Origin of the sequence: Mesorhizobium sp. WSM2561 (assembly GCF_000513915.1) — a bacterium.
Taxonomy (GTDB): domain Bacteria; phylum Pseudomonadota; class Alphaproteobacteria; order Rhizobiales; family Rhizobiaceae; genus Mesorhizobium; species Mesorhizobium muleiense.
Genome location: NZ_AZUX01000032.1, coordinates 15,610 through 35,986 on the forward strand (window position 1 = coordinate 15,610; position 20,377 = coordinate 35,986).

The 20,377-nt window shown below is 60.7% G+C and carries 16 protein-coding genes; 3 read left to right on the forward strand and 13 right to left on the reverse strand.

Going from position 1 to position 20,377, the window contains the following annotated elements:
- Nucleotides 1-44 precede the first annotated feature (44 nt).
- The 7 genes from M727_RS0124225 to M727_RS0124255 form a co-directional block, all read right to left on the reverse strand.
- Complete coding sequence (locus tag M727_RS0124225) at nt 45-1,226, reverse strand: ABC transporter permease (RefSeq protein ID WP_027154827.1); 1,182 nt, start codon at nt 1,224-1,226, stop codon at nt 45-47.
- Nucleotides 1,223-2,221 carry an ABC transporter permease gene (locus M727_RS0124230; RefSeq protein WP_027154828.1) on the reverse strand — a complete coding sequence of 333 codons (999 nt, stop codon included), beginning with the start codon at nt 2,219-2,221 and terminating at the stop codon, nt 1,223-1,225. The genes M727_RS0124225 and M727_RS0124230 overlap by 4 nt, the downstream gene beginning before the upstream one ends.
- Nucleotides 2,222-2,223: 2 nt before the next feature.
- Complete coding sequence (locus tag M727_RS0124235) at nt 2,224-4,122, reverse strand: ABC transporter substrate-binding protein (protein WP_027154829.1); 1,899 nt, start codon at nt 4,120-4,122, stop codon at nt 2,224-2,226.
- A complete protein-coding gene (locus M727_RS0124240) occupies nt 4,119-6,014 on the reverse strand; it encodes an ABC transporter ATP-binding protein (RefSeq protein WP_027154830.1) in 1,896 nt (631 codons plus the stop codon). The genes M727_RS0124235 and M727_RS0124240 overlap by 4 nt, the downstream gene beginning before the upstream one ends.
- A gap of 164 nt (nt 6,015-6,178) precedes the next feature.
- Nucleotides 6,179-7,519 (reverse strand): adenylate/guanylate cyclase domain-containing protein, encoded by a 1,341-nt coding sequence (locus M727_RS0124245; RefSeq protein WP_027154831.1) that lies wholly within the window; start codon nt 7,517-7,519, stop codon nt 6,179-6,181.
- A gap of 192 nt (nt 7,520-7,711) precedes the next feature.
- Nucleotides 7,712-9,055 carry a nucleotide sugar dehydrogenase gene (locus tag M727_RS0124250; protein WP_027154832.1) on the reverse strand — a complete coding sequence of 448 codons (1,344 nt, stop codon included), beginning with the start codon at nt 9,053-9,055 and terminating at the stop codon, nt 7,712-7,714.
- A gap of 111 nt (nt 9,056-9,166) precedes the next feature.
- Nucleotides 9,167-10,345 (reverse strand): DUF3095 domain-containing protein, encoded by a 1,179-nt coding sequence (locus tag M727_RS0124255; RefSeq protein ID WP_027154833.1) that lies wholly within the window; start codon nt 10,343-10,345, stop codon nt 9,167-9,169.
- Between the two features lie 73 nt (nt 10,346-10,418).
- On the opposite strand from M727_RS0124255, the gene M727_RS0124260 reads away from it, so the two are divergent.
- Entirely contained in the window at nt 10,419-11,507 is a 1,089-nt protein-coding gene (locus M727_RS0124260) for a glycosyltransferase family 4 protein (protein WP_027154834.1), read from the forward strand.
- Complete coding sequence (locus M727_RS0124265; protein WP_027154835.1) at nt 11,504-12,268, forward strand: polysaccharide deacetylase family protein; 765 nt, start codon at nt 11,504-11,506, stop codon at nt 12,266-12,268. Before M727_RS0124260 ends, M727_RS0124265 begins: the two co-directional genes overlap by 4 nt.
- A gap of 1 nt (nt 12,269) precedes the next feature.
- Here the strand turns inward: M727_RS0124265 and M727_RS0124270 are convergent, their stop codons facing one another.
- The 4 genes from M727_RS0124270 to M727_RS37180 form a co-directional block, all read right to left on the reverse strand.
- A complete protein-coding gene (locus M727_RS0124270; RefSeq protein ID WP_027154836.1) occupies nt 12,270-13,124 on the reverse strand; it encodes an MBL fold metallo-hydrolase in 855 nt (284 codons plus the stop codon).
- Nucleotides 13,125-13,259: 135 nt separating this feature from the next.
- Nucleotides 13,260-13,709 (reverse strand): cyclic nucleotide-binding domain-containing protein, encoded by a 450-nt coding sequence (locus tag M727_RS0124275; protein ID WP_027154837.1) that lies wholly within the window; start codon nt 13,707-13,709, stop codon nt 13,260-13,262.
- A 300-nt stretch (nt 13,710-14,009) separates the two neighbouring features.
- Nucleotides 14,010-16,724 carry an ABC transporter ATP-binding protein gene (locus tag M727_RS0124280; RefSeq protein ID WP_027154838.1) on the reverse strand — a complete coding sequence of 905 codons (2,715 nt, stop codon included), beginning with the start codon at nt 16,722-16,724 and terminating at the stop codon, nt 14,010-14,012.
- Nucleotides 16,725-16,741: 17 nt separating this feature from the next.
- Nucleotides 16,742-17,107, reverse strand: a complete 366-nt coding sequence (locus M727_RS37180) for a hypothetical protein (RefSeq protein WP_051505698.1) — start codon at nt 17,105-17,107, stop codon at nt 16,742-16,744.
- 82 nt (nt 17,108-17,189) lie between these two features.
- On the opposite strand from M727_RS37180, the gene M727_RS0124290 reads away from it, so the two are divergent.
- Nucleotides 17,190-17,861, forward strand: a complete 672-nt coding sequence (locus M727_RS0124290; RefSeq protein WP_084646866.1) for a class I SAM-dependent methyltransferase — start codon at nt 17,190-17,192, stop codon at nt 17,859-17,861.
- 84 nt (nt 17,862-17,945) lie between these two features.
- On the opposite strand, the gene M727_RS0124295 is transcribed toward M727_RS0124290, so the two are convergent.
- Both M727_RS0124295 and M727_RS0124300 read right to left on the reverse strand, forming a co-directional pair.
- Nucleotides 17,946-19,136: a glycosyltransferase family protein gene (locus tag M727_RS0124295; RefSeq protein WP_036263196.1), complete on the reverse strand. Its 1,191-nt coding sequence runs from the start codon at nt 19,134-19,136 to the stop codon at nt 17,946-17,948.
- On the reverse strand, nt 19,133-20,377 hold the full coding sequence (locus M727_RS0124300; protein ID WP_027154841.1) for a glycosyltransferase: 1,245 nt from the start codon (nt 20,375-20,377) through the stop codon (nt 19,133-19,135). The genes M727_RS0124295 and M727_RS0124300 overlap by 4 nt, the downstream gene beginning before the upstream one ends.

A 20,377-nucleotide genomic window follows, 5' to 3' on the forward strand; every position in this document is an offset into this window, starting at 1 on the left:
ATACCGGGTGGAGTCGGCGGCCGACGCGCGGCGGAATAGTGATCTCACTTGTAGGGGTCTGCGGCGTCCCGCAGGCCGTCGCCGAGGAAGTTGAACGCCAGGATGACGAGAATGACGGGAAGCATCGGCAAAAGCAGCCATGGATAGAACGCGATGACGCTGACGCTGCGCGCCTCGGTGAGCAGGATGCCCCAGCTGGTTATCGGCGCCCTCAGGCCGAGCCCGAGGAAGCTCAGCGCCGTCTCGCCCAGGATCATGCCGGGTATGGAGATCGTCGCCGTCGCGATCAGATGCGACATGAAGCCGGGAATGAGATGTCGCCCGATGATGCGGCTGCTTCTGGCGCCCATCAATTGCGCGGCCAGAACGTAATCCTCCTCGCGCAAGGCTAGAAGCTTTGAACGCACGGCCCGCGCCAGTCCGGTCCAGTCGAGCAGCCCGAGGATGACGGTGATGCCGAAATAGATCAGGATCGGACTCCAGGTTATCGGCATGATCGCCGCCAGAGCCAGCCATAGCGGGATGCTGGGGATCGATTGCAGAACTTCGATAATCCGTTGAACGATCAGGTCGAAGATACCGCCGTGATAGCCGGCCAGTCCGCCGATCACAATGCCGAGCAGGAAGCTGAAACTGATGCCGACGAGGCCGATTGTCAGTGAAATACGTGCGCCATGGATGATGCGCGAGAGCACATCGCGCCCCAGCCTGTCGGTGCCGGCCAGAAAGAGCTGGCCGTTTTCGGCAGGGCAGACAAGATGCCTGTTACCTTCGATCAGGCCCCAGAACCGGTAACTGTCGCCCTTGCAGAAGAAACGGATCCGCTGAACATCATCCTGTTTCTCGATGTAGTTACGCTTGAGCGTGTCCATATCCAGCGTCATCTGGCGGCCATAGACGAACGGCCCGACGAGCTGGCCGTTGTGGAACAGGTGCACCCGCTGCGGCGGCGAATAGATGTAGTCCATGTTGCGCGTGTGCAGATTGTAGGGCGCCAGGAACTCGCAGATCAGTATCCCGAAATAAAGCGCTGCCAGGAATATGCCGGATACAACGGCAAGCCGGTGCTCCCGGAATTTCCACCACATCAGCCGCAACTGGGACGCCTGAAAGACCTTCGACTGCTCCGGCGTCATCGCCTCGACCGACTGCAGGTCAAAGGGCGCGCTGGAAACGTAGTGTTGCAGCGGAGCACCTGGAGCGGGCAGCGGCGAATGCGTGCTCATTTGGTGCTGCCACCCTGCAAACGAATTCTTGGATCAAGCAGCGCCAGCGCCAGGTCGGAAATCAGGACACCGATGACCGTCAGGAAGGCGAGGAACATGAGGAACGACCCTGCCAGATACATGTCCTGGCTTTGCAGCGCCTTGATCAGCATCGGCCCGGTCGTTTCCAAAGACAGCACGATCGCCGTGATTTCGGCGCCGGAGATGATGGCCGGCAGGATAGAGCCGATGTCGGAAATGAAGAAATTGAGCGCCATGCGCAGCGGATATTTGACCAGCGCCTTGAACGGATGAAGTCCTTTGGCGCGCGCGGTCACGACATATTGCTTGTGTAGCTCGTCGAGAAGATTGGCGCGCAGCCGCCGGATCATGCTTGCCGTGCCCCCGGTGCCGATGATCAAGACCGGAATCCAGAGATGGGCGAGGATCGACTTCGCCTTGGCCCAGCTCATCGGCTCGCCGAGATATTGCTGGTCCATGAGATGGCCGATGGATGTGCCGAACCAGATGTTGGCGAAATACATCAGGATCAGCGCCAGCATGAAGTTCGGAATTGCAAGGCCGAGAAGGCCGAAGAAAGTCAGGCCGTAGTCGCCCCAGCTGTATTGATGCGTGGCGGAGTACATGCCGATCGGAAAGGCGATGAGCCAGGTGAAGATGATCGTGACGAAGGAAACCAGCACGGTTAGCCACATTCGGTCCCCGACGACGTCGCGAACCGGCAGCTCATATTCGAAGGAATAGCCGAAATCGCCGCGCAGCATCCCGCCGACCCAGTAGAAGTAGCGAATGACCGGTGGCTGGTCGAAACCATAGTCCTTGCGCATCATCTCGATGCGATCGGAATCGACCGCTTCGCCCTGAGCCCGAAGCTCGGCAACATAGCTGTCGAAATAGTCGCCTGGTGGAAGTTCGATGATCGTGAACACCAGTGCCGATATGACCAGCAGCGTTGGAACCATCACGGCAATGCGCCAGACAAAATATCGAAGCACGCTCAGGACTCTCCAAGCCAGAATGTATCCGGCATGTAGACACCGAAATAGGCGGTCGGGTCGTAGCCGTAGAGCGCCTTGTCAGGCAGATTGCGCAGCCGCGAGGACGCCAGAACCGGCTGATGCGTTCCGTTCACGGTGCCGATCGAAAACACCTGGTCGGTGTAGATCGACAGCATTGAATTCCAGATTTCGGCACGCTCCGTGGCTTCGGTCGATGCCTTCCAGCGCTTGAGCAAAGCCATCAGCTCGACCACAGGCGGAAGATCGGGCGCCTCACCGACCTTGCCATGAGACAAGTAGTGAGCACCCCAGAGCGGCCATTGCAGCTGGTCGTCGATGGTGGGGGCCAGCTGGTACGGGTTCATGTCGGCGGTCGGCACGCCGTTGTCGATGCCCGACCACATCGACATCATGATCTGGCCGCCAAGCGCGCGGCTGCGGAAGATATCGCGCTGCGAAGTCCGGATGAACAGGGCGATCCCGATCTTGCGCCAGTGATCGGTGATGAGTTCGAGCGCGTCGGTTTCCAGCGTGCTTTCGCCGGCCGTTTCCACTATGATCTGCGCAGGGCGTCCATCGGGAAGTATCCGCATGCCTTCATCGTCACGCGTCTGAAGCCCGGCCTCGTCGAGCAGGGCATTGGCCTGGTCGGGATCATGGGCGACCCAGGCTTTCGCGAATTCCGGCCGGTAGAGCGGGCTCTCCGGCAGGACCGTATCCGCACTTTCCTGCCCCAGTCCGTAGAACACGGCCAAATTGATCTCGCGCCTATCCACAGCGAGCGAAAGGGCGCGGCGCACGCGCACGTCACGAAGAAGGCCACGCCACACCTGGTCGGCACAATTCAGATTGGGCAGCAGCGCCAGCCGCGAACCCTGTGTGCGTTTCCAGAGATGCATCTTCACCGGGTAGCGCTTCTCCGCATCCTTCAGGAAGGAGTAGTCGGTGAAGTCAATTCCCATGCTTTGCAGGTCGCTCTCGCCCGCACCGGTCTTGGCGGAAATGATCGCCGGCGAGCTGACATTCATGACGATCCGGTCAACATAGGGCAGTTGCCGGCCATTCTCGTCTATTCGATGAAAGAACGGGTTGCGCTCGAAGACGAATTGCTCGGCCGGCGGCTTGGTCCGGTTCCGCCAGGGATCGAGCGTCGGCAGTTCCGGGTTCTCCGGGCGATACTGCCGCGACATGCGGATATGCAGGAGCGTCCATTTCTTGGCCCGGTTCTCCTTCATTAGGCCGGCGAGCCGGAATGGATCCTGGTATTTCTTGTGGAACTGCTTGAGATAGGTGGCCGGCAGAACCAGCGATAGCGGCGAAGCAGCAGCAAGCTTGGGCAGGAAGTCGGGATTGGGCGCATCCCAACTATAGCGGACCGTCGACGGATCGACGATCTCGAAGCGTGGCGGCTTGCCGTTCGCCAGCAGGGCGGGGGCAAGCCCGCCTTGCGAAAGCTCATCGTTCAGCCAGACATCTTCCCAGCAATAGCGAAAATCCTCCGGCGTCAGCAGGCTGCCGTCAGACCATTTATGCCCTTCCCGAATCTTGAAAGTGAAGACGCGATCATCCGCTACGTCGAAACTTTCGAGAATGTCGGCTTGCAAGTTGAGCTTTTCGTCATAGCCGACCAGGCGAGCATACCCGTAGATCGTCATCATCCGGATATCTTTCTGGCTGCCGATGATCGTGCGCAGCGTGCCGCCATACTGGCCGGGCTGCCGGCCCATCGCGGCGAGGTTCAACGCGCGCGGGCTCTTGGGCAAGCGTTCGGCGAGTGCCGGCAGCGCCTTGGCCTTCAGCTGCGGCTGAAGAAATTCCGGCTCCAGATCGCCGGCGCGCGACGTGCCCGGCAGAAATGCCGAAGCCATAAGTCCAAGGACGGTGCGCCGGCTGATCAATGGCGTAACTCGCTGACATCGGCCGTACGCCGGGCCAGCACGAGGTGGCCGCCGCCAAGGTCGAGCGGCGACAGCATATCCTTGTCGCTCTCGTCGCGGAATTGCGGTCCCCATGTGCTGGTGTCGGAAGCGCCGTCGAGCTTCAGCGTTTTGAAGTCCATCGGCCTGTCGAGATCGGGGAAAGGTACTGCGGCGACCAGTGAGCGCGTGTAGGGGTGGACCGGTTTCCTAAGCAGAATTTCGCGCGGTGCGAGCTCGACGATACGGCCGCCGCACATCACCGCGATGCGGTCTGCCATGTAGTCCACCACCGCCAGGTTGTGGGATATGAACAGGTAGGTCAGGCCCAGTTCCTTCTGCAGGTCCTTCAGAAGGTTCAGGATCTGCGCCTGGACAGAGACATCGAGTGCCGAAACCGGCTCGTCACAGATCAGGAGTTCAGGCCCCAGCGCCAACGCGCGCGCGATGCCGATACGCTGACGCTGCCCGCCGGAGAAACTGTGCGGATAACGCTTTATGAAGCGCGGATCGAGCCCGATTGCCTGCATCAGGCTCTTGACCGTGGCGAGTCGGGACGCGGCATCGCCACGTTGATGGATTTCCAGCGGCTCGCTCAAGATGTTCTCCACCGTCATGCGAGGTGAAAGCGACGAAACCGGGTCCTGGAAGACCATCTGGATTTTCGCGCGCAGCATGCGCAGGGCGTCTCCCTCGGCTTCCAGGACGTCGATCGGACCATCGCGGCCGTTGAAGATCACAGAGCCGCCGTTTGGTGTGACAGCCCGCATGAGGACCTTGCTGACGGTGGTTTTGCCGGAGCCGCTTTCGCCGACAAGACCCAGGCACTCACCCCGTCTGATATCGAAGCTCACGCCGTCCACGGCGCGAACAGAGGTTTGATGATCTCCGCCGAACCATCCGGACTTGCGGATGGTGAAGGTCTTTGTCATATCCCTGACCGACAGCAGGATGTCGTCCGGCCCCTTCGATGCCGGCGCCGTCTGCTTGCCGAGCAGGTTCCCGACATTCACCGGCACCTCGCGGAGCGCCTTTAGCCTTTCGCCAGGCTTCAGGTCGAAATGCGGAACGGCTGCCATCAGGCCCTTCAGGTAAGGGTGGCCTGGCCGGCGGAATATCGCCTCGACAGGTCCCGCTTCCATGATCTCGCCATGGTACATGACCACCACCTCGTCGGCGACATTGGCGACCACGCCAAGGTCGTGCGTGATCAGCAGCATCGCCATGTTCAGCTTGGCCTGAAGCCCGCGCAGCAATTGCAGGATTTGCGCCTGGATGGTGACGTCCAACGCCGTCGTCGGCTCGTCGGCGATCAACAGGGCGGGCCGACAGATAAGCGCCATGGCGATCATGGCGCGTTGACGCAATCCTCCCGAAAGTTCAAACGGATACATGTCATAGGCGCGCTTGGGGTTGGGAAAGCCGACCAGGTCGAGCATTTGCTCGGCCCGCGCCTTGCGCTCCGCCCGAGCCATGGGCGTATGAATCTGCAGGGATTCGCTGACCTGATTGCCGACCGTGTGCAGCGGCGACAGTGATGTCATCGGCTCCTGAAAGATCTTGCCGATGCGGCTGCCTCTCAACGCCCGCATTTCGGGTCCGTCACGCGGCATCTGCAGGATATCCTGCGTCGTGCCGGGCTTTTCAGGATCGGAAAATAGGATACGGCCGCGAACATGGGCTGTGTTCGGCAAAATGCCCATCACTGCCTGGCTGAGAACCGATTTTCCGGAACCGGACTCGCCCACAAGCGCAGTAACCTTGCCGGGCAGGACGCGAAGATTTGCACGCCTGACGGCATGCAACGGTCCCCCGATAATGGCAAAAGAGATGCCAACATCCTCGATCCGCAGCAGATCAACACCCGAATTCATTCTCACACCAGCCCCACTCTGGCAGCCTGCCGGGCGGCAGGCCCAGAAAGCGAGACTAGCGCATTGCCAGCCTAGAGCAACTTGGATTCGGTCCGGTCGCCAGTTCCCTGGCGGAACCGGCGACCGGACTGCATACCAAAGGCGTTCGGATCAGATCGTGGCGGTTACTGGAGCTTCCTCGGATCGCCCGCCGACAGCCGCGCGGCATCGCGATGAAGCAGCATGACCTGCTCGGCGTCGGATATTCGGTCGTAAATCGGCTCCAGCGCACCGTCCTCGTCGAGTGCGAGAGCACCCGACAGATCGGGTGAAAGCACCGTCAGCTTCTGCTTGATGCCCGCCAGTTCCTCGTTGCCGAGCGTCAGCCAGCTGATGGCGCCGCAATAGCTGGCGAAGTCTTTGCTGGCGAGAACGCTGTGCGAATATTTCTTGGTCAGGGTCTGGAGGCGCTGGACCTCGTTTACAGCCGAGCCGAAGACAGAGAATGTGAGCCGGTCTGTAAGCCCGACATTGCCGAACATCACATTGCCGACATGCAGGCCAATGCCAAAGTTTATGTCGCCCAATCCCTGCTCCTTTCTGCGCAGATTGAGATCCATCATGCGCGCGGTGGCCTTGTGCGCTGCTGCAAGAGCAGCCTGGCAGGCGATCTCGGACTGCGAGCGGTGCCTTTCGCAAGGGTAGACGGCAATGAAGCCATCCCCCAGGAAACTCATGATCTGCCCGCCTCTGCGATTGAAAGGTGCAGCAATGGCATCGAAAAACTGGTTCAGCGTATCGATGTAGATTTCGCGGCCGGAAGTTTCGGCAAGCCTTGTCGACCCGCGCATATCGGCCATGACCAGTGCGGCCCGGATTGTGTCGCCCTCGCCGCGCTTGATCTGGCCGTCCAGCACGCGCCTGCCGGCGTCGCCGCCGAGATAAGTGGTCATCATGTTGTCGGCCAGCTTGGTGAGCACCGCCATCTTCGTTGCGATAGCGAGATGGTTCTGGATGCGCAGCAGCGCTGAAATCATGTTGTCGCTGAAGCCTGCAGCGCTGTCGGTGGACCAGGATCCCATCATGCCCTGACTGGTATTGCCGTTGAAGGGATGGACGAAAGCCATGTAATCGGTCACGCCCATAAGCCTGAGATCATCGAAAACAGGAAATTCCGACGGCATCGACGGGTCGAGCCGGCGCCGCAGATGGTCGAGCTTGTTGCTGAGCAGATGGTAGTATGGGCTGGTCAGGAATCTGTCAGAATGAACGCCGTCCTCTTTGCGGAAGCCTTCCACTTCCATGCCCTGGCCGCGAAGCCAGGTGAAGCCAAGCGCGTCATAAAGCGGATGAAGCATCGAAAAGCTCAAATGCACCCGCTTCAGCGGCAGGCCGGCAGCAGCCAGCCGTTCACAAAAGCCCTTTACCAATGTTTCCAGGGCGTCGCCCGCCAGCGCCGATTGGGTCAGCCAATCGGCAACCTTATCCATGAGAATGGTGGAAATTTCTGCTTGCGCTGTGCTCATGCTATCTTGAGACCCGTCGAAGACGAGCCATTCTCCTTTGATCCGCCACTAACGACCCAGAGATAAGACCCTCGAAGTCAATGAAGCCGGCTTCGGGCAAAAGCCGGCGAAGGGGCATTATGTGGCGAGGCTGCCGGCGGAGTGCAATCACGATCCTGACATCAGGCAACAAATTCGCCAGCCCAGACGCCGTCAGGCCTTCACCACCGTCTCTCGGGCTAGCCCGAGGCGGCCAAAAACATTGCGTGTGTCGACGATCAGAAGAGCGTGATCAGCGATCGCCTGATAGTCGATCGCGTCGTGGTCGGTTGCAATGACGACAGCATCGAAATCCTTCAATGCCGCCTCGGTCAATTCGACCGAGCGCCGCCCCTTGATCGCCATATGCTCCCGTGTGGCCGGGATCTCGGTAACATACGGATCGTGGAATTCCGCCTTGCCGCCCCATTCCTCGATGAGTTCAATGAGCCGCAACGAGGGGCTTTCGCGGATGTCGGGTACATTCTTCTTGTAGGCGAGCCCGATGATGAGAATGCGCGAGCGGCTGAGCGCCTTGCCGCAGCGCCGGTCCAGCGCCTTCGCCAGTTCATCGACCACATGACGCGGCATGGCCGTGTTGATCTCGGCCGCCAGCTCGATGAAGCGGGTCGGCATTTCGTATTCGCGCGCCTTCCACGTCAGGTAGAAGGGATCGATCGGAACGCAGTGCCCGCCAAGTCCGGGGCCAGGATAAAAAGGCATGTAGCCGAAGGGCTTGCTCTTTGCCGCCTCGATCACCTCCCAGATGTCGATGCCCATCGCACCGAGCACGACCTTCAACTCGTTGACCAGGGCTATGTTGACCGAGCGGAAGATGTTTTCCGTCAGCTTGACCGCCTCGGCGGTCGCCGTGGTGGAAACCGGAACAACGGTCTTGACCACGCCCTGGTAGAAAGCCTGCACGAGTATCGCCGCTTCAATGCCGTCGCCTGCCACGACCTTGGGGATCGTCGCGACTTCAAAGCTGCGGTTGCCGGGATCCTCGCGTTCGGGCGAGAAGCCGAGGAAGAAGTCTATCTTCGACTGCAAGCCGGTTTCTTCCAGTATGGGCTTGATCACGTCGTCGGTGGTGCCGGGATAGGTGGTCGATTCCAGCACGATCAGCTGGCCGAGACGCAGATGCTTCGCGACGGTGCCTGCCGTGCTTCTGACAAAGGAGAGGTCCGGCTCACGGTTTTTCGTCAGCGGTGTCGGAACGCAGATGATGATGACATCGCAGACGGCGAGTTCGGCAAAATCCGCAGTGCCGCGGAACCGTCCGCTCGCCACCTGGCCGGCAAGGGCTGTCGACGTCACCGCCTCAATGTAGGATTGGCCGTTGTTCAGGCTCTCGACCTTCTGGGCTTCGATGTCGAAGCCGGAAACCGGGAAGCCGGCGCGTGCGATCGCAACCGCCAGCGGCAACCCGACATAGCCCAGCCCGATCACGCCGACTTGCGCGGCGCGCGTCGAAATCAGGTTCAGAAGACGGTCATATGTCGATCGTGAGGCGTCCAAAAATCTGCTTTCCGTCAATTCGGACAGGCCGTCCGCGCCCATGGCGAGGCTCACCTGGTTCCCCAAGAACCCCGAGGCATATTGCGGAAAATCGATTTCCGCAAGCTGTCGTCAGACCGGCACCTTCGCCTTCAGGCTTGCGGCGGCCATCGCATAGCCGCCGGCGGCGCCATCGATGAAATGAACGTGATCGCGCTGCAGCGGCGAGGCGACGAGGCATGTCATCAAGGCCGATTTCTGGCGGTGCAGGCCATAGTTGCAGATGCCCGCCTCTTCCGCCTGTTTCAGCCGGTTCTCGATCCGTTGCAACACATCCGCGTCAACGTCGATAGTCATCTTCAAGCCGTCGTCGAACTTCCGGAAATCCGAATTGCTGGCCACGTCGCGTTTGTAGATCTTCGGATCGAAGCTGCCGATCGTCCAGCCATATCTATCGGTGACAGCCGTAAGCGTCAGCTGGAACAATATCCACAGCTTCGACAGCCACCGCCATCCTGCCGGCGCCATGGCTCGCGCCTCGATATCGAGGCCGGCGGGCGAAAAACTGTAGGCCGGACCGTTCACCGGCAACGGGTGGCCATCGCGTTCCTGCCCCCCGGCAAGGGCGATGATGTCGGAAGCCAAAGACTGAAAACCGCGCAAGTCGCGCGACGGCCCCGGGATGGCTATGATCGAGACGATTTCGCCGTGCCGGGCGTCGATCGGGTTCCAGCGGCAGGAGAGGCCGGTAAGATCCGGCCGTGTGCCGGCCGGCGCAGGATCGATGCGGTAGCGCCCCGCTTTCATCTCGGCTTCCGCCCAACTGCCGCCACCGCCCGCGAACATGGCATAGAAGACCGCTTCGGAGGCCCGGAACCTCGCCACGCGAACGTCGAGGCCTTGCGCTCTTATATCCTCTATCGGCACGATTGCGGCACGCAAGGTCAGGTCCAGTTCGTCCGCCACCCATCTCTGGACAGCGGCCAGCGCGTTGCGGGTGATCTCCAGCGCCGAGCCGGGAAACGCCACGAGCGCGCCGTCGCCGCCGAAGACAAAGGGAAGATCTCGCCGACCCAGCGCATTGAGCAGCGCCGAGATGACGCTGGCGCCGGCCATATTGACGGTTTTATAGCGCCCAGCGTCGATCGCCTTGGTCGAGCCGACGATGTCGGCGGTGGCCAGCGCCCAGCCATCCGGGAGAGGCCGATAATTATCGATATCGGCAACGCTTTCGAACTTTGCGAAGACCGGCAAAGAAGCGACAAACGGATCGGACGCTGCAGCTGTTTCCATGAGCATCAGATACCACATTCCACTGCTTGAAAGTGAGTCGATCATGCTTCGAAATTGACTTGCGCAGGCTTTCCGATGATAGGGTCGGGCGATGCGAATTGCCTTCTACGCGCCGCTGAAGTCGCCCAATCATCCCGTTGCCTCCGGCGACCGCCAGATGGCACGGACGCTGGTCAAGGCGCTGGAGCATGCAGGGCATAGCGTCGAACTGGCATCCGAATTGCGCTTCTATCTACGCGAACCGGAGTCGAAAATTTTCGATGCGCTCAAGATCGAAGCCCGAGAGGAAGCCGCGCGGCTGACAAAGGTTTGGGATCGTGACGGCAAGCCCGATCTCTGGTTCTCCTATCATCCCTATTACAAGGCGCCCGACCTGATCGGACCCGAGCTGGCGTCGGCCTTTGCTATCCCCTGTGTGACAGCGGAAGCCTCCTATTCGAGGCGGCGCAACGGCGGTTTGTGGGCCGACACGCAAGCGTTGGTGGCGCGAGCCGTCGAACAGGCAGCGCTGAACATCTGCTTCACGCAAAGGGATCGTCAGGGACTGGCAGATGCGATTCCCGACGCCGCTCTCGGTCTGCTTTCGCCCTTCATCGACACATCGGTATTCGGGGAAATGCCGGCACGGGGTTGTCCGACGCGCCTCGTTACCGTCGCCATGATGCGCCCGGGCGACAAAGTCGAAAGCTATCGCATGCTGGCGCAGGCGCTCGGTCCGATCGGCCACCTGCCCTGGACCATGTCGGTCGTCGGGGATGGGCCTGCCCGTGACGAGGTCAAAGCGCAATTCGCCGGCTTGCCCGCCGACCGTATCGTATGGCTTGGCGCGATTGAGCCAGCCGCCGTGCCGGATGTCCTCTACAGTGGGGGAATTTACGTCTGGCCGGGTTACGGCGAGGCCTATGGCGTTGCCTATCTTGAAGCACAGGCCGCCGGCCTTCCGGTGGTGGCTCAGGACATCGCCGGCGTGCCGGAGGTCGTGCGGGATGGCCAGACCGGGTTTCTCACCACGCCGGGCGATGTGGCGGCGTTCGCTTCTGCCATTGAAAGGCTTCTCACCCGTAACGACGAAAGAACCATCATGGCCGCGGAAGCCAGACGTTTCATCCTCGAAGAACGCTCCCTCGGTGTTGCAGCGGGGCGTCTGGCCGAACTTCTTGCGAAGATCCCGGTCTCATGACATCCGATCGGATCTGGCAGCCCTTGGTGGAAGAACTGGCGTGCCGGCAACGGGCGGACCGTAAGGCAGAGTTCTGGCTGCGTGACGATGACGTCGTGGATCCGACGCCTGCGCTCGATCGGCTGCTCGACCTCACCAGTGAATTCGCGGTTCCGGTCACTCTGGCCGTCATTCCGGCCCTGACTGATGAGAAGCTTGTCGTCCGGCTTGACGAGGCGCCGCATGCCGCGGTCGCCATCCATGGCTGGGCGCACCGAAATCATGCGCCCGAGGACCAGAAAAAGCAGGAGCTCGGCGCGCATCGGCCACGCGAGGCGGTGCTCGATGATCTGGCTCGCGGGCTGTCGCAGGTAACCGGCCTGCACGGCGCACGTGCCGTTCCGATGCTGGTGCCACCCTGGAACAGGATCGACGCCGGCTTGGTACCCAATCTTGGATCGATAGGATTTGCGGCATTGTCGGTCTATGGGCCGCCGAAGCCGGCTCCACTGGCGGTCATCAACAGCAATGTCGACATCATGGATTGGCATGGCACGCGCGGCTGCCGCGATCATGGCCTATTGGTTCAGGCTATCATCGCGCAATTGCGGCGTGCAATCGACGGCGGCGAACCGGTCGGCCTGCTCACCCACCATCTCGTACATGATGAATCGGCCTGGCTGTTCCTCGAACGACTGTTCACAGTCACCGCACAGACTGAAGCCTGCGCATGGCTTCCGATCGGGACATTGATCGGGCGCAGCGCCGGTAAAGGAAAATAGCTCAGCGCTTTTTGTGCAATGAGCCCGGAAATTTGAGCGTCTGGCCATCCCGCGCGGCAAAAGCGCCGGCAAACCTGTCTTTGGCCAGTTTCTCGATCTTGTCCAGTTCCTCGTCGGTGCGTGTCGGATCGTGGTGAAACAGCGCAAGCCCCCGCGCACCGGCCGCCTCACAGAGCTTGACGCCCTGTTGCCAGGTCGAATGCCCGTTACCGCGGCGGCGTTCCATTTCCTGGTCGGTGTAGGTGCAATCGTAAATGACGAGGTCGGCATCTTCGATCAGGGCGAGCACCGCCTGATCGAGTTTGTCCGGCTCGTGCTCAGTGTCTGTGATCACCGCCACGACCCGGCCGCCCCATTCGACCCGGTAGCCTATGCAGCCGCCCGGATGGATAAGACTGCCGGTTCTGACCACCACCCCTTCGCGCGGGCGAAGCACGTCTCCGGATACGAAATCGCGGCAGTCGAGGCTTGCCTTGCAGATCTCCAGTTTCACCGGAAACCACGGCGGCCGCATGAACTCATCGACCATCTGCCGGGTCGTCATGCGTCCTGCAAGATGTCCGGACCAAAGCGTAAGCTTGACGCTCCGGTCATAGATCGGCGCAAAAAACGGCAGCCCGATGATGTGATCGTAATGGCAATGGGTGAAAAACAGGTCGAAATCGGTCACGCCTGACGCCCGAAGCGCCGGGCCGGCAGGCCGTAGGCCAGAGCCCGCGTCGAATAGAAGCGTATGTTTACCGCATCGCATCTCAATGCAGCTCGTGTTGCCGCCATAGCGAGAGAATTCTGGCCCCGATACCGGAATGCTGCCGCGCACGCCCCAAAACCTGACCAGGAAAACTTCGTAGTCCATGCTACCCCTTCCCAGTCCCCGTCGCCCATCGTAGCCAAACAACTGCTGCTAGGCGAGACAGGTTTTCTCCGGGGTGACCTTCTCAGCAAGAGGCCAGTGCCATCGCGACGGCGAGGATCGAGCGCAGGTCATCCGTTATTTGGTGCTTCGTGCGTCGATCAGATCCGCGGTCGTATGGCTTAGGCGATCGGCAAGAACCCGCAATATCTCGATGGTCATTTCCGGGAACTCCCTCATAAGCCTCAGGAAATGATCCTTGCGGATCCTCAAGACTTCCAGCGGACTTGCCGCTCTGACGGTGGCGGTGCGAGAGCTGTTGCACAATATGGCGATCTCGCCAACAATCGAATTTGGCTCCAGTTCGGCAACTTTTATCGGTCCGCTGTCGGAATCGACCAGAATATCCGCCCTGCCTGAAAGGATGACATAGGCGGCGTCTCCCTCGTCGCCCTGCCGGAAAAGGATTTGGCCGGCGCCGTAGCTCACACGATCGGATGTGAACGCAAGCAGCTTGAGCTTTGTCGGGTCGATGGCAGAGAACAAGGGAACGCGTTGCAGCATTGCAACTTCATCCTTGAGCAGCATTGTCGCAAACCTTCCCAAAATTCGCGTTTGCCAGACTAGAGCAACGGACGCCCTGATGGAATGAATTCTGTTTCCGGGATGGCGAGACGAACCGCGCGAAAGGTGGCGAGCCCGATGTCGTGCGATCGGGCGATGCCGCCTGGAAATGGCGTCCGCCAACCGGAAACCCGAAGAGCCGGGTGAATTTGCGGCAAACCCTTCGGGTTTCGGCGGGATGTGGCCTCGCTACGCCCTTCGTCGAATCTCTTGACCGTGCAGTAAATTCCCACCGGCAGAATGATCCCATCTGAATGTCCGTTGCTATGACAACAGTTCCTTGAATGTACCGTTCCCTGCCAAAAGTGTCTCGGGTGTTCCGTCTTCCACCAATTTACCCGAATTGAAGACGATAACGCGATCGAACATCCTCGCCATCGCCGGATTCGTCACGACCCACACAATTGCCGGCGAATGGCCGTCGCGCCTGGCTTCCTCGAGCACGTTCCGCAGCACCTTATCCTGCATGCGCTGGTCGAGCGCCGACAGCGGCCGGTTGAGAATGAGAAAATCAGGACGCTTGAGCAAGGCCCGGGCAACATCGAGCTTCTGTCGCTGTCCACTGGTCAGCCGCCTGCCGCCGGAGCCGACGTTGAAGTCCAGGCCGACATCCAGAAGTTCGGCATAAAGCCCAAGTTCGTCAAGAATGTCATAGACGATGGAGCGTATGCGGTCCGGCGCGTCGGGATGGTTGTTGCCCACACGCCCGAACAGGACATTATCCATGACGGTGGCCGCGGCAATGTATTTGGCGGGATCATACCGTTCGATGGCATTTTGCAGCTCGGGCGGCAGGTTTTCATAGAACAGGTTGCGTGCAGCGACGATCTTGCTCATCAGTTCGTCGCTCAGCAGGCCGAAGCGGTGACGGGGCTCGATATAGGCAAAGCTCAAGGTGACGATCATGGCGCGGTCGTTCTCCGAAACCGCCTCGTGGGGACGGTTCTTGAGCCGTTGCAGCAAGGTTTCGTAGGTGGGTATCTCCTCGGCGCTCATGAAGGCGAGTTGCTGGAAGAACTGGTGATCGGGCGGCAGGTCGGCAAACAGTTCGATCGCCTGTTCGGCGATCTCCATGCCCATTTCGTAGAGCGTGCGGTCGAGGCCGGCTTGCCTCAGCACAGAGGCAAAATAGGGATTGGCCGCCAGAGCCCTGTCGGCCAGTTCGGGGCCGGCGGCAGCGCCGAAGAGCAGGTTTTGGCCGATCGTTGCTTCCTTGTTGTAGGCGCCCGGTTCGAAAGGAACCACCAGTCCGCTCAGCCCTTCGTGTTCCAGCCGGGTTCGCAGCGCCGCACGCAGTTCGACGATCCGCCTGGCAAGCTCGGAGTGACGCGTGAGGTCGGCCGAAGAGCGCAAGCCAAGATCCAGGATATCGCGCGATAGAACAACCGCGTCGAGCACCCGGCGCACGGCTTCAAAGAGGTCGTGCGGGCCAGTAGCGCCGGCGGACGCATAGTTGATCCAGTCGCTGTGGATATCAAGATCCGGATTGCCCGACAGGCGCGCCTCGTGCATGTTCCAGCGGTGCTGGTCTGCCGCAGCATCGTCATAAGACACCGATGTCAGCGGCGCATGCTTCAGCCCGTAGAGCAGGTTATCGCGTAGGCTTGCCTGGAACAGGAAAACATCCGACGAGGCATAGGACATGCGCCGGCCGGTCACTGCTTCGGGGAGTTCAAGCAAGTCGTCGGCGCCTGAAGCGACCCTTCCGCTGGCGGGCCAGTTCAGCCGCGCGAATGCTTCTGCAAGCGCCTCGGCTCCACCTGTTGCGGTACTGACCAGCGCCACCGTCTCACCCGGCTTGATCTTGAGGGAGATACGGTCGAGGAGCATTGCACCGCCATCATCCGCTATGGACAGACCGATCGCCGACAGGGGTTTGGTCATCGGATCGGGATCATCGATCGTCAATACCCCGATTCTCGGCGCAATGAGCCGATCGACGGTGAATTGTTCAACGACCTGCTGATATTTGACCTGGATATCCTGCCGCGCCTGATCCCAGTCGATCAGTTCCTTCATCGGTCCGGGCAGGTCCTTGTAGGCGCCGATCACGGCCACGAGCTGACCGACGTCCAGCCGCCCCTGGATGACCAGATACCCGCCGATCATGTAGAACAGAAAGGGCGTGACCTGCGCGAGAAAATTGTTGAGGAACTTCACCATGAATTTCCATTGGTAAAGATCGAAGCGGATCTTGAAGATGAGCCCGAGCCGGGCAGCTATGTCGGCGCGCTCGTAGTTTGACGTGTCGTGGACGTGAACCGCGCCGATGCCGTCGACGATTTCGCCAACCCGGCCCGAAAGCGCGCGCGCCGTCAACTGCCGTTCGCGCCCGAGCACGATCAGCCGCCGCCGCATTCGCGGGATGAGCACGATCTGGATCGCCACGATCCCGGCCGCTATCATTCCGAGCCAGAAATTCTGGACCACGATGAACAGCATGGCCGTCAGCGCCTGGCCGCCGAGCAGCACCGGCTGCACGAAGGCATCGCCGATGAAGCCGCCCAGCGGCTCCACCTCGTCCTTCACCATGGTCGCCACTTCGGCGGATTTCACTCGCTTGAAGTAAAACGGCGGAAACCGCAGCACACGATCGACCAGATCGAAGCGGATACGCCGCAGCATGCGTTCGCCGAGGCGGCCCTTGTAGGTGTTGATGTAGAGTTTGAACAGGCCGTTGATGACGACTAGCAAGAGGAACACAAGGCTCAGGGCAAACAGCGTCGCCTTGCGGTCGAGCTGAAAACCGGAGAAGAACTGGACCTCTCCGATGAACGGCAGGTTATAGTGTAGCCTCATGAATGGCTGGGTCGCGCCCGGTTGCTCGAAGCCGCTACCTTGGATCGGGCCGTTGATGATGAGCTTCGGCAGATCGAAGGACAAGAAATACGGGATCATCGAAAGCACGACGATCATCAATATCCAGAGCTGCTGCTTCCTGGTGTGCGTCCAGATATAGCGGGCTAGGCTGGGTTCCATATGCGGCTGTGGACCCTTCAGTTGGAACGATGCAGGATGTAAAAGCACCTGCTGGCGAATGGCGTGTCGGCAATTTCTTCGTCGCCAAAGACAAGCTCGAAGCTGCAGCGCACGGAGATTGTCCTGCGCTCAACGATGGAAGGAACCTGCGAGGTGGCGCGATCCAGTTCCGGCGCACGGTCGATGACAACGACATGGGCATTGCTGATCATCGAAGAAGGCGGCTGGCCAAACGGTTCGCGGCTTCGGTAGGGTTTCGGCGAATAGCCGAGCAGCACGAGGCCGCAGCTGCGCGGCTGGTGCTGGCGAATGGACGCCGATGGTCCGGACAGATGCAACAGGCTCTCTCCGGCACCGGGCAATGGCGAAGCGGCTTGCAGCATAATCACGTCCGCGAATCAACAGCCTTCCGGGAGGCAAGATTGCGTTGTGTCGCCCGAAATCCCAACCTACAAGACGAATATGATGGATGTCACGCAACCACGCAATGCCGGCATGGACTGGCACGAGCAAGCCTTTGACCTGACGCGGGGAATTGCTGCCTATGTCAAGTGCCCCCTGGTGGCAGGGCTGGCGCGCGTCATCACCAAGCATCCGAACGCCGATATCGCCAACGCCTTCAACCACAAGCAGGTCGCCTGCAAGATGTGGGCGCTCGACAGGCTGTTCGAAAGCTGCGGCGGCCGGTTCGGGCGCATATGGGTTCTGGGTGGATGGTACGGCGTATTGCCGGCTATGCTTTTCAACGACGCCCGCTTCGACATCGCGGCAGTCGATAGCATCGACATCGATCCCGAAGTCGCGCCGGTCGCCCGGACCCTCAACCGGGAAGCCGGCGACCGGTTCCGGGCGCTGACGGCAGATATGTACGCACTCGACTATGCGGCCGGGCGGCCCGACCTGATGGTCAATACGAGCTGCGAACACATAGCCGATCTGCGCGCCTGGCTTGCTCTGCTTCCGCGGGGCACGACTGTACTGCTGCAATCGAACGATTATTTCAGCGAGCCGACGCACATCAACTGCGTGGCTTCACTTGCAGCGTTCGAAGCAATGGCGGCGCTCCGGGAGGTGCGGTTCTCCGGCGAACTGCCGACAAAAAATTATACGCGCTTCATGCTGATTGGAACTGTTTGACGCATTTCGCCCGGTTTGGGACAACGATATGCATAAACGAGGAGTTGAAGCGCGTCGCACGAATCTCGCCAGACGCGACGCGCGTTAGCGTCTGTTTTGATCATGAACTTCTCCGAAACCAGGCCCCACTTTTAGGGACCATGTTCGATACCGCTGGCGCAGAATTTGCGCCGAGCGATGCGCGCCTTCCAGATCGAGACGATGCGCGGCTGGCGTCGGTCCCGCAAGCGCCTGTTCGATCGCTTGCGCCAAACCTTCAGGCGTTAGGTCCTTCTCCATCAGCACCGTTGCAAGACCGAGTTCTTCGAGCATCAGGGTGCGAACCGTCTGTTCGGTTTCCCCGCCGGCTGCAAATGGAACGAGCAGAGAGCGACAACCCGCGCGCAGGACATCGCAGACCGTGTTGTAACCCGCCTGCGAGACCGACAGGCGGGCGCCGGTCAGCAGGCTGGCGAAATCCTCGCGGAACCGGAAGATGGACAGGACCGGCGAGGCATCGCGTGCGATCGCGTCAAACTCGTCTTTTGGCAGGTTGGGGCCGGTGATCAAACACCATTTCCAAGCGTTGTTGGCATTCCGCGCCGCTGCGATGGTGGAGCTGACAAGGCTCTTTCCGGCAGCCCCGCCGCCAACCGACACCAGAACGTCGAAGCGCGCGGAGGCCGCGGGCGATGGCGGCGCGGCAACGAGCCCTGTGTAGGTGACCTCGGCCTTGATCGCCCCAGCCAGTGGAAATGTCTTGTCGATGGTTGCGAAAGCCGGATCGCCATGGACCATGACAAGGTCGAAATGCCTGTTGATCAGATCGACGGTTTCCTCGTTTCGGCCCGGCTTGACGCGCTCCTGAAGGATATCACGGACCGACGTCGCCAGCAGCGGTCTGGGCGACGTCGCGTCGATGGCCTCGATCAGCGGCAGGAGTTCGAACCGCATCTGCCGGCGTCCAAATGGAAACGCCTCGACAATGACGATATCAGGCCTGCAATCCCGGAACGCCTGCAGCAGCATCTCTGAACGCCATCTCTTGAAATCATCGTCGATGGGTTTGCCCTGCAGGTCGACAAGTCCGGAAAATCCTTCATCACCGGAGGTGACAGGTGGCAGGGTTACAGATTTCACACCCACGCCCGGAAACCCCGCGATCGGCGCTCCGCCGGTCACGACGGTTACGTCAAACCCGTCATCGACCAGAGCCGCCGCGATGCGGCTGGCGCGCGCGAGATGGCCGATACCGAGCAGGTGCTGGACATAGAAGAAAGCGCGCAGCCGCTTCATTCGGCGGCCCGCCACTCCCGCTCGAACAGTTCCTTGAGCTGTCCAATGCTTGCCAAATGATCGAAATTACCGCGCACGCGCCGCTCTGCGGCGTCGCCGAGGCGGGCGCGCAGCACGGGATCACGGATCAGGCGCTCCAGCGCCTGCGCCAGGGCAATTGGGTTTTCCGTCGGAACCAGCAGCCCGGTTTCATCCGGCGATAGAAGCTCCGGCACGCCGGAAATATCGGTCGACACGCAGGCAAGCCGCTGGCTAGCCGCCTCCACCAGAACATTCGGCAGACCGTCCCGGTCGCCATTTGCGGTGATCCTGCAGGCCAGGGCGAAGATGTCGGCGCAGCGGTAGTGCTCAAGTACCTCCTCCTGCGCAAGCGCGCCTTTCCAAAAGACGCGGCCATCCAGGCCGAGCTTTTGCGCCAGCGCCTTGAACCGTTCCAGTTCCTCGCCGCCGCCGATATGCTCGAAACGCCACGCCAAATCACCAGGCAAGAGGGCAAGGGCCTCCAGCAACGTATCGTAACCTTTCTTTTCAACGGCGCGCCCGACACTCAGAATGATAACCGGTTCGTCTGGCGCCGAGCCGTCATGCTGTTTTCGCGCCTCGCCGAAACTGCCGAAGCGATCAAGGTCGAGCCCATGATAGCTCAGATGCACAGACGCGTTGCCGTTAGCGAGTTTTTTCAGACGGTCGAAGCCGGTTTTCGTGCAAGTGACCGTCCAGCGGGCCGAGGAAAGCTTGCCAGCCAGATCCCAGTCCGCCGAAGTCCAGATGTCCTTGGCATGGGCCGAGCAGCTCCAGGGCAGGCCACGAAGCTGGCTGGCATAGCGCGTCACCGATGCCGGTGTGTGCGCGAAATGTGCGTGCAGCCAGCCCGCGTCTTCCGGCCATTCGGCCGCCAGCACGAGCGCTTGCCCGAAGCGGCGCGCGCGATTGCGCGTAAAGTCGCGGCCGAGGTCGATAGCCAGCGATCCGAGCGCGTGCCAGAAGCCCGGCCGAAGCAGATAAGCAAACAGCGAGCGAACCACGCGCAGCGGCTCTTCATGCAGATATTCCGGCAGATAATGGACGGGCGCTTTGATCTCGTCATGCACGGGGTGGCGTTTTGCGTCGGTCGGCCGCCTGAGCGCGAAGAGTATCAGGTCGAACCCCGCACGCTCCAGACCGAGCAGTTCCTGCGCGATGAAGGTTTCCGACAGCCGCGGATAGCCCTTCAGAACCACGACGATCTTGCGATGTTGCAA

Excerpts from the sequence above, each read along its gene's own strand:
- M727_RS37180 (WP_051505698.1), bottom strand. The coding sequence starts at position 17,107 with ATGCTGCAAGCCGCTTCGCCATTGCCCGGTGCCGGAGAGAGCCTGTTG.
- M727_RS0124240 (WP_027154830.1), bottom strand. The coding sequence starts at position 6,014 with ATGAATTCGGGTGTTGATCTGCTGCGGATCGAGGATGTTGGCATCTCT.
- M727_RS0124265 (WP_027154835.1), top strand. The coding sequence starts at position 11,504 with ATGACATCCGATCGGATCTGGCAGCCCTTGGTGGAAGAACTGGCGTGC.
- M727_RS0124290 (WP_084646866.1), top strand. The coding sequence starts at position 17,190 with ATGGATGTCACGCAACCACGCAATGCCGGCATGGACTGGCACGAGCAA.
- M727_RS0124270 (WP_027154836.1), bottom strand. The coding sequence starts at position 13,124 with ATGGACTACGAAGTTTTCCTGGTCAGGTTTTGGGGCGTGCGCGGCAGC.
- M727_RS0124295 (WP_036263196.1), bottom strand. The coding sequence starts at position 19,136 with ATGAAGCGGCTGCGCGCTTTCTTCTATGTCCAGCACCTGCTCGGTATC.
- M727_RS0124255 (WP_027154833.1), bottom strand. The coding sequence starts at position 10,345 with ATGTGGTATCTGATGCTCATGGAAACAGCTGCAGCGTCCGATCCGTTT.
- M727_RS0124225 (WP_027154827.1), bottom strand. The coding sequence starts at position 1,226 with ATGAGCACGCATTCGCCGCTGCCCGCTCCAGGTGCTCCGCTGCAACAC.
- M727_RS0124275 (WP_027154837.1), bottom strand. The coding sequence starts at position 13,709 with ATGCTGCTCAAGGATGAAGTTGCAATGCTGCAACGCGTTCCCTTGTTC.
- M727_RS0124280 (WP_027154838.1), bottom strand. The coding sequence starts at position 16,724 with ATGGAACCCAGCCTAGCCCGCTATATCTGGACGCACACCAGGAAGCAG.
- M727_RS0124260 (WP_027154834.1), top strand. The coding sequence starts at position 10,419 with ATGCGAATTGCCTTCTACGCGCCGCTGAAGTCGCCCAATCATCCCGTT.
- M727_RS0124245 (WP_027154831.1), bottom strand. The coding sequence starts at position 7,519 with ATGAGCACAGCGCAAGCAGAAATTTCCACCATTCTCATGGATAAGGTT.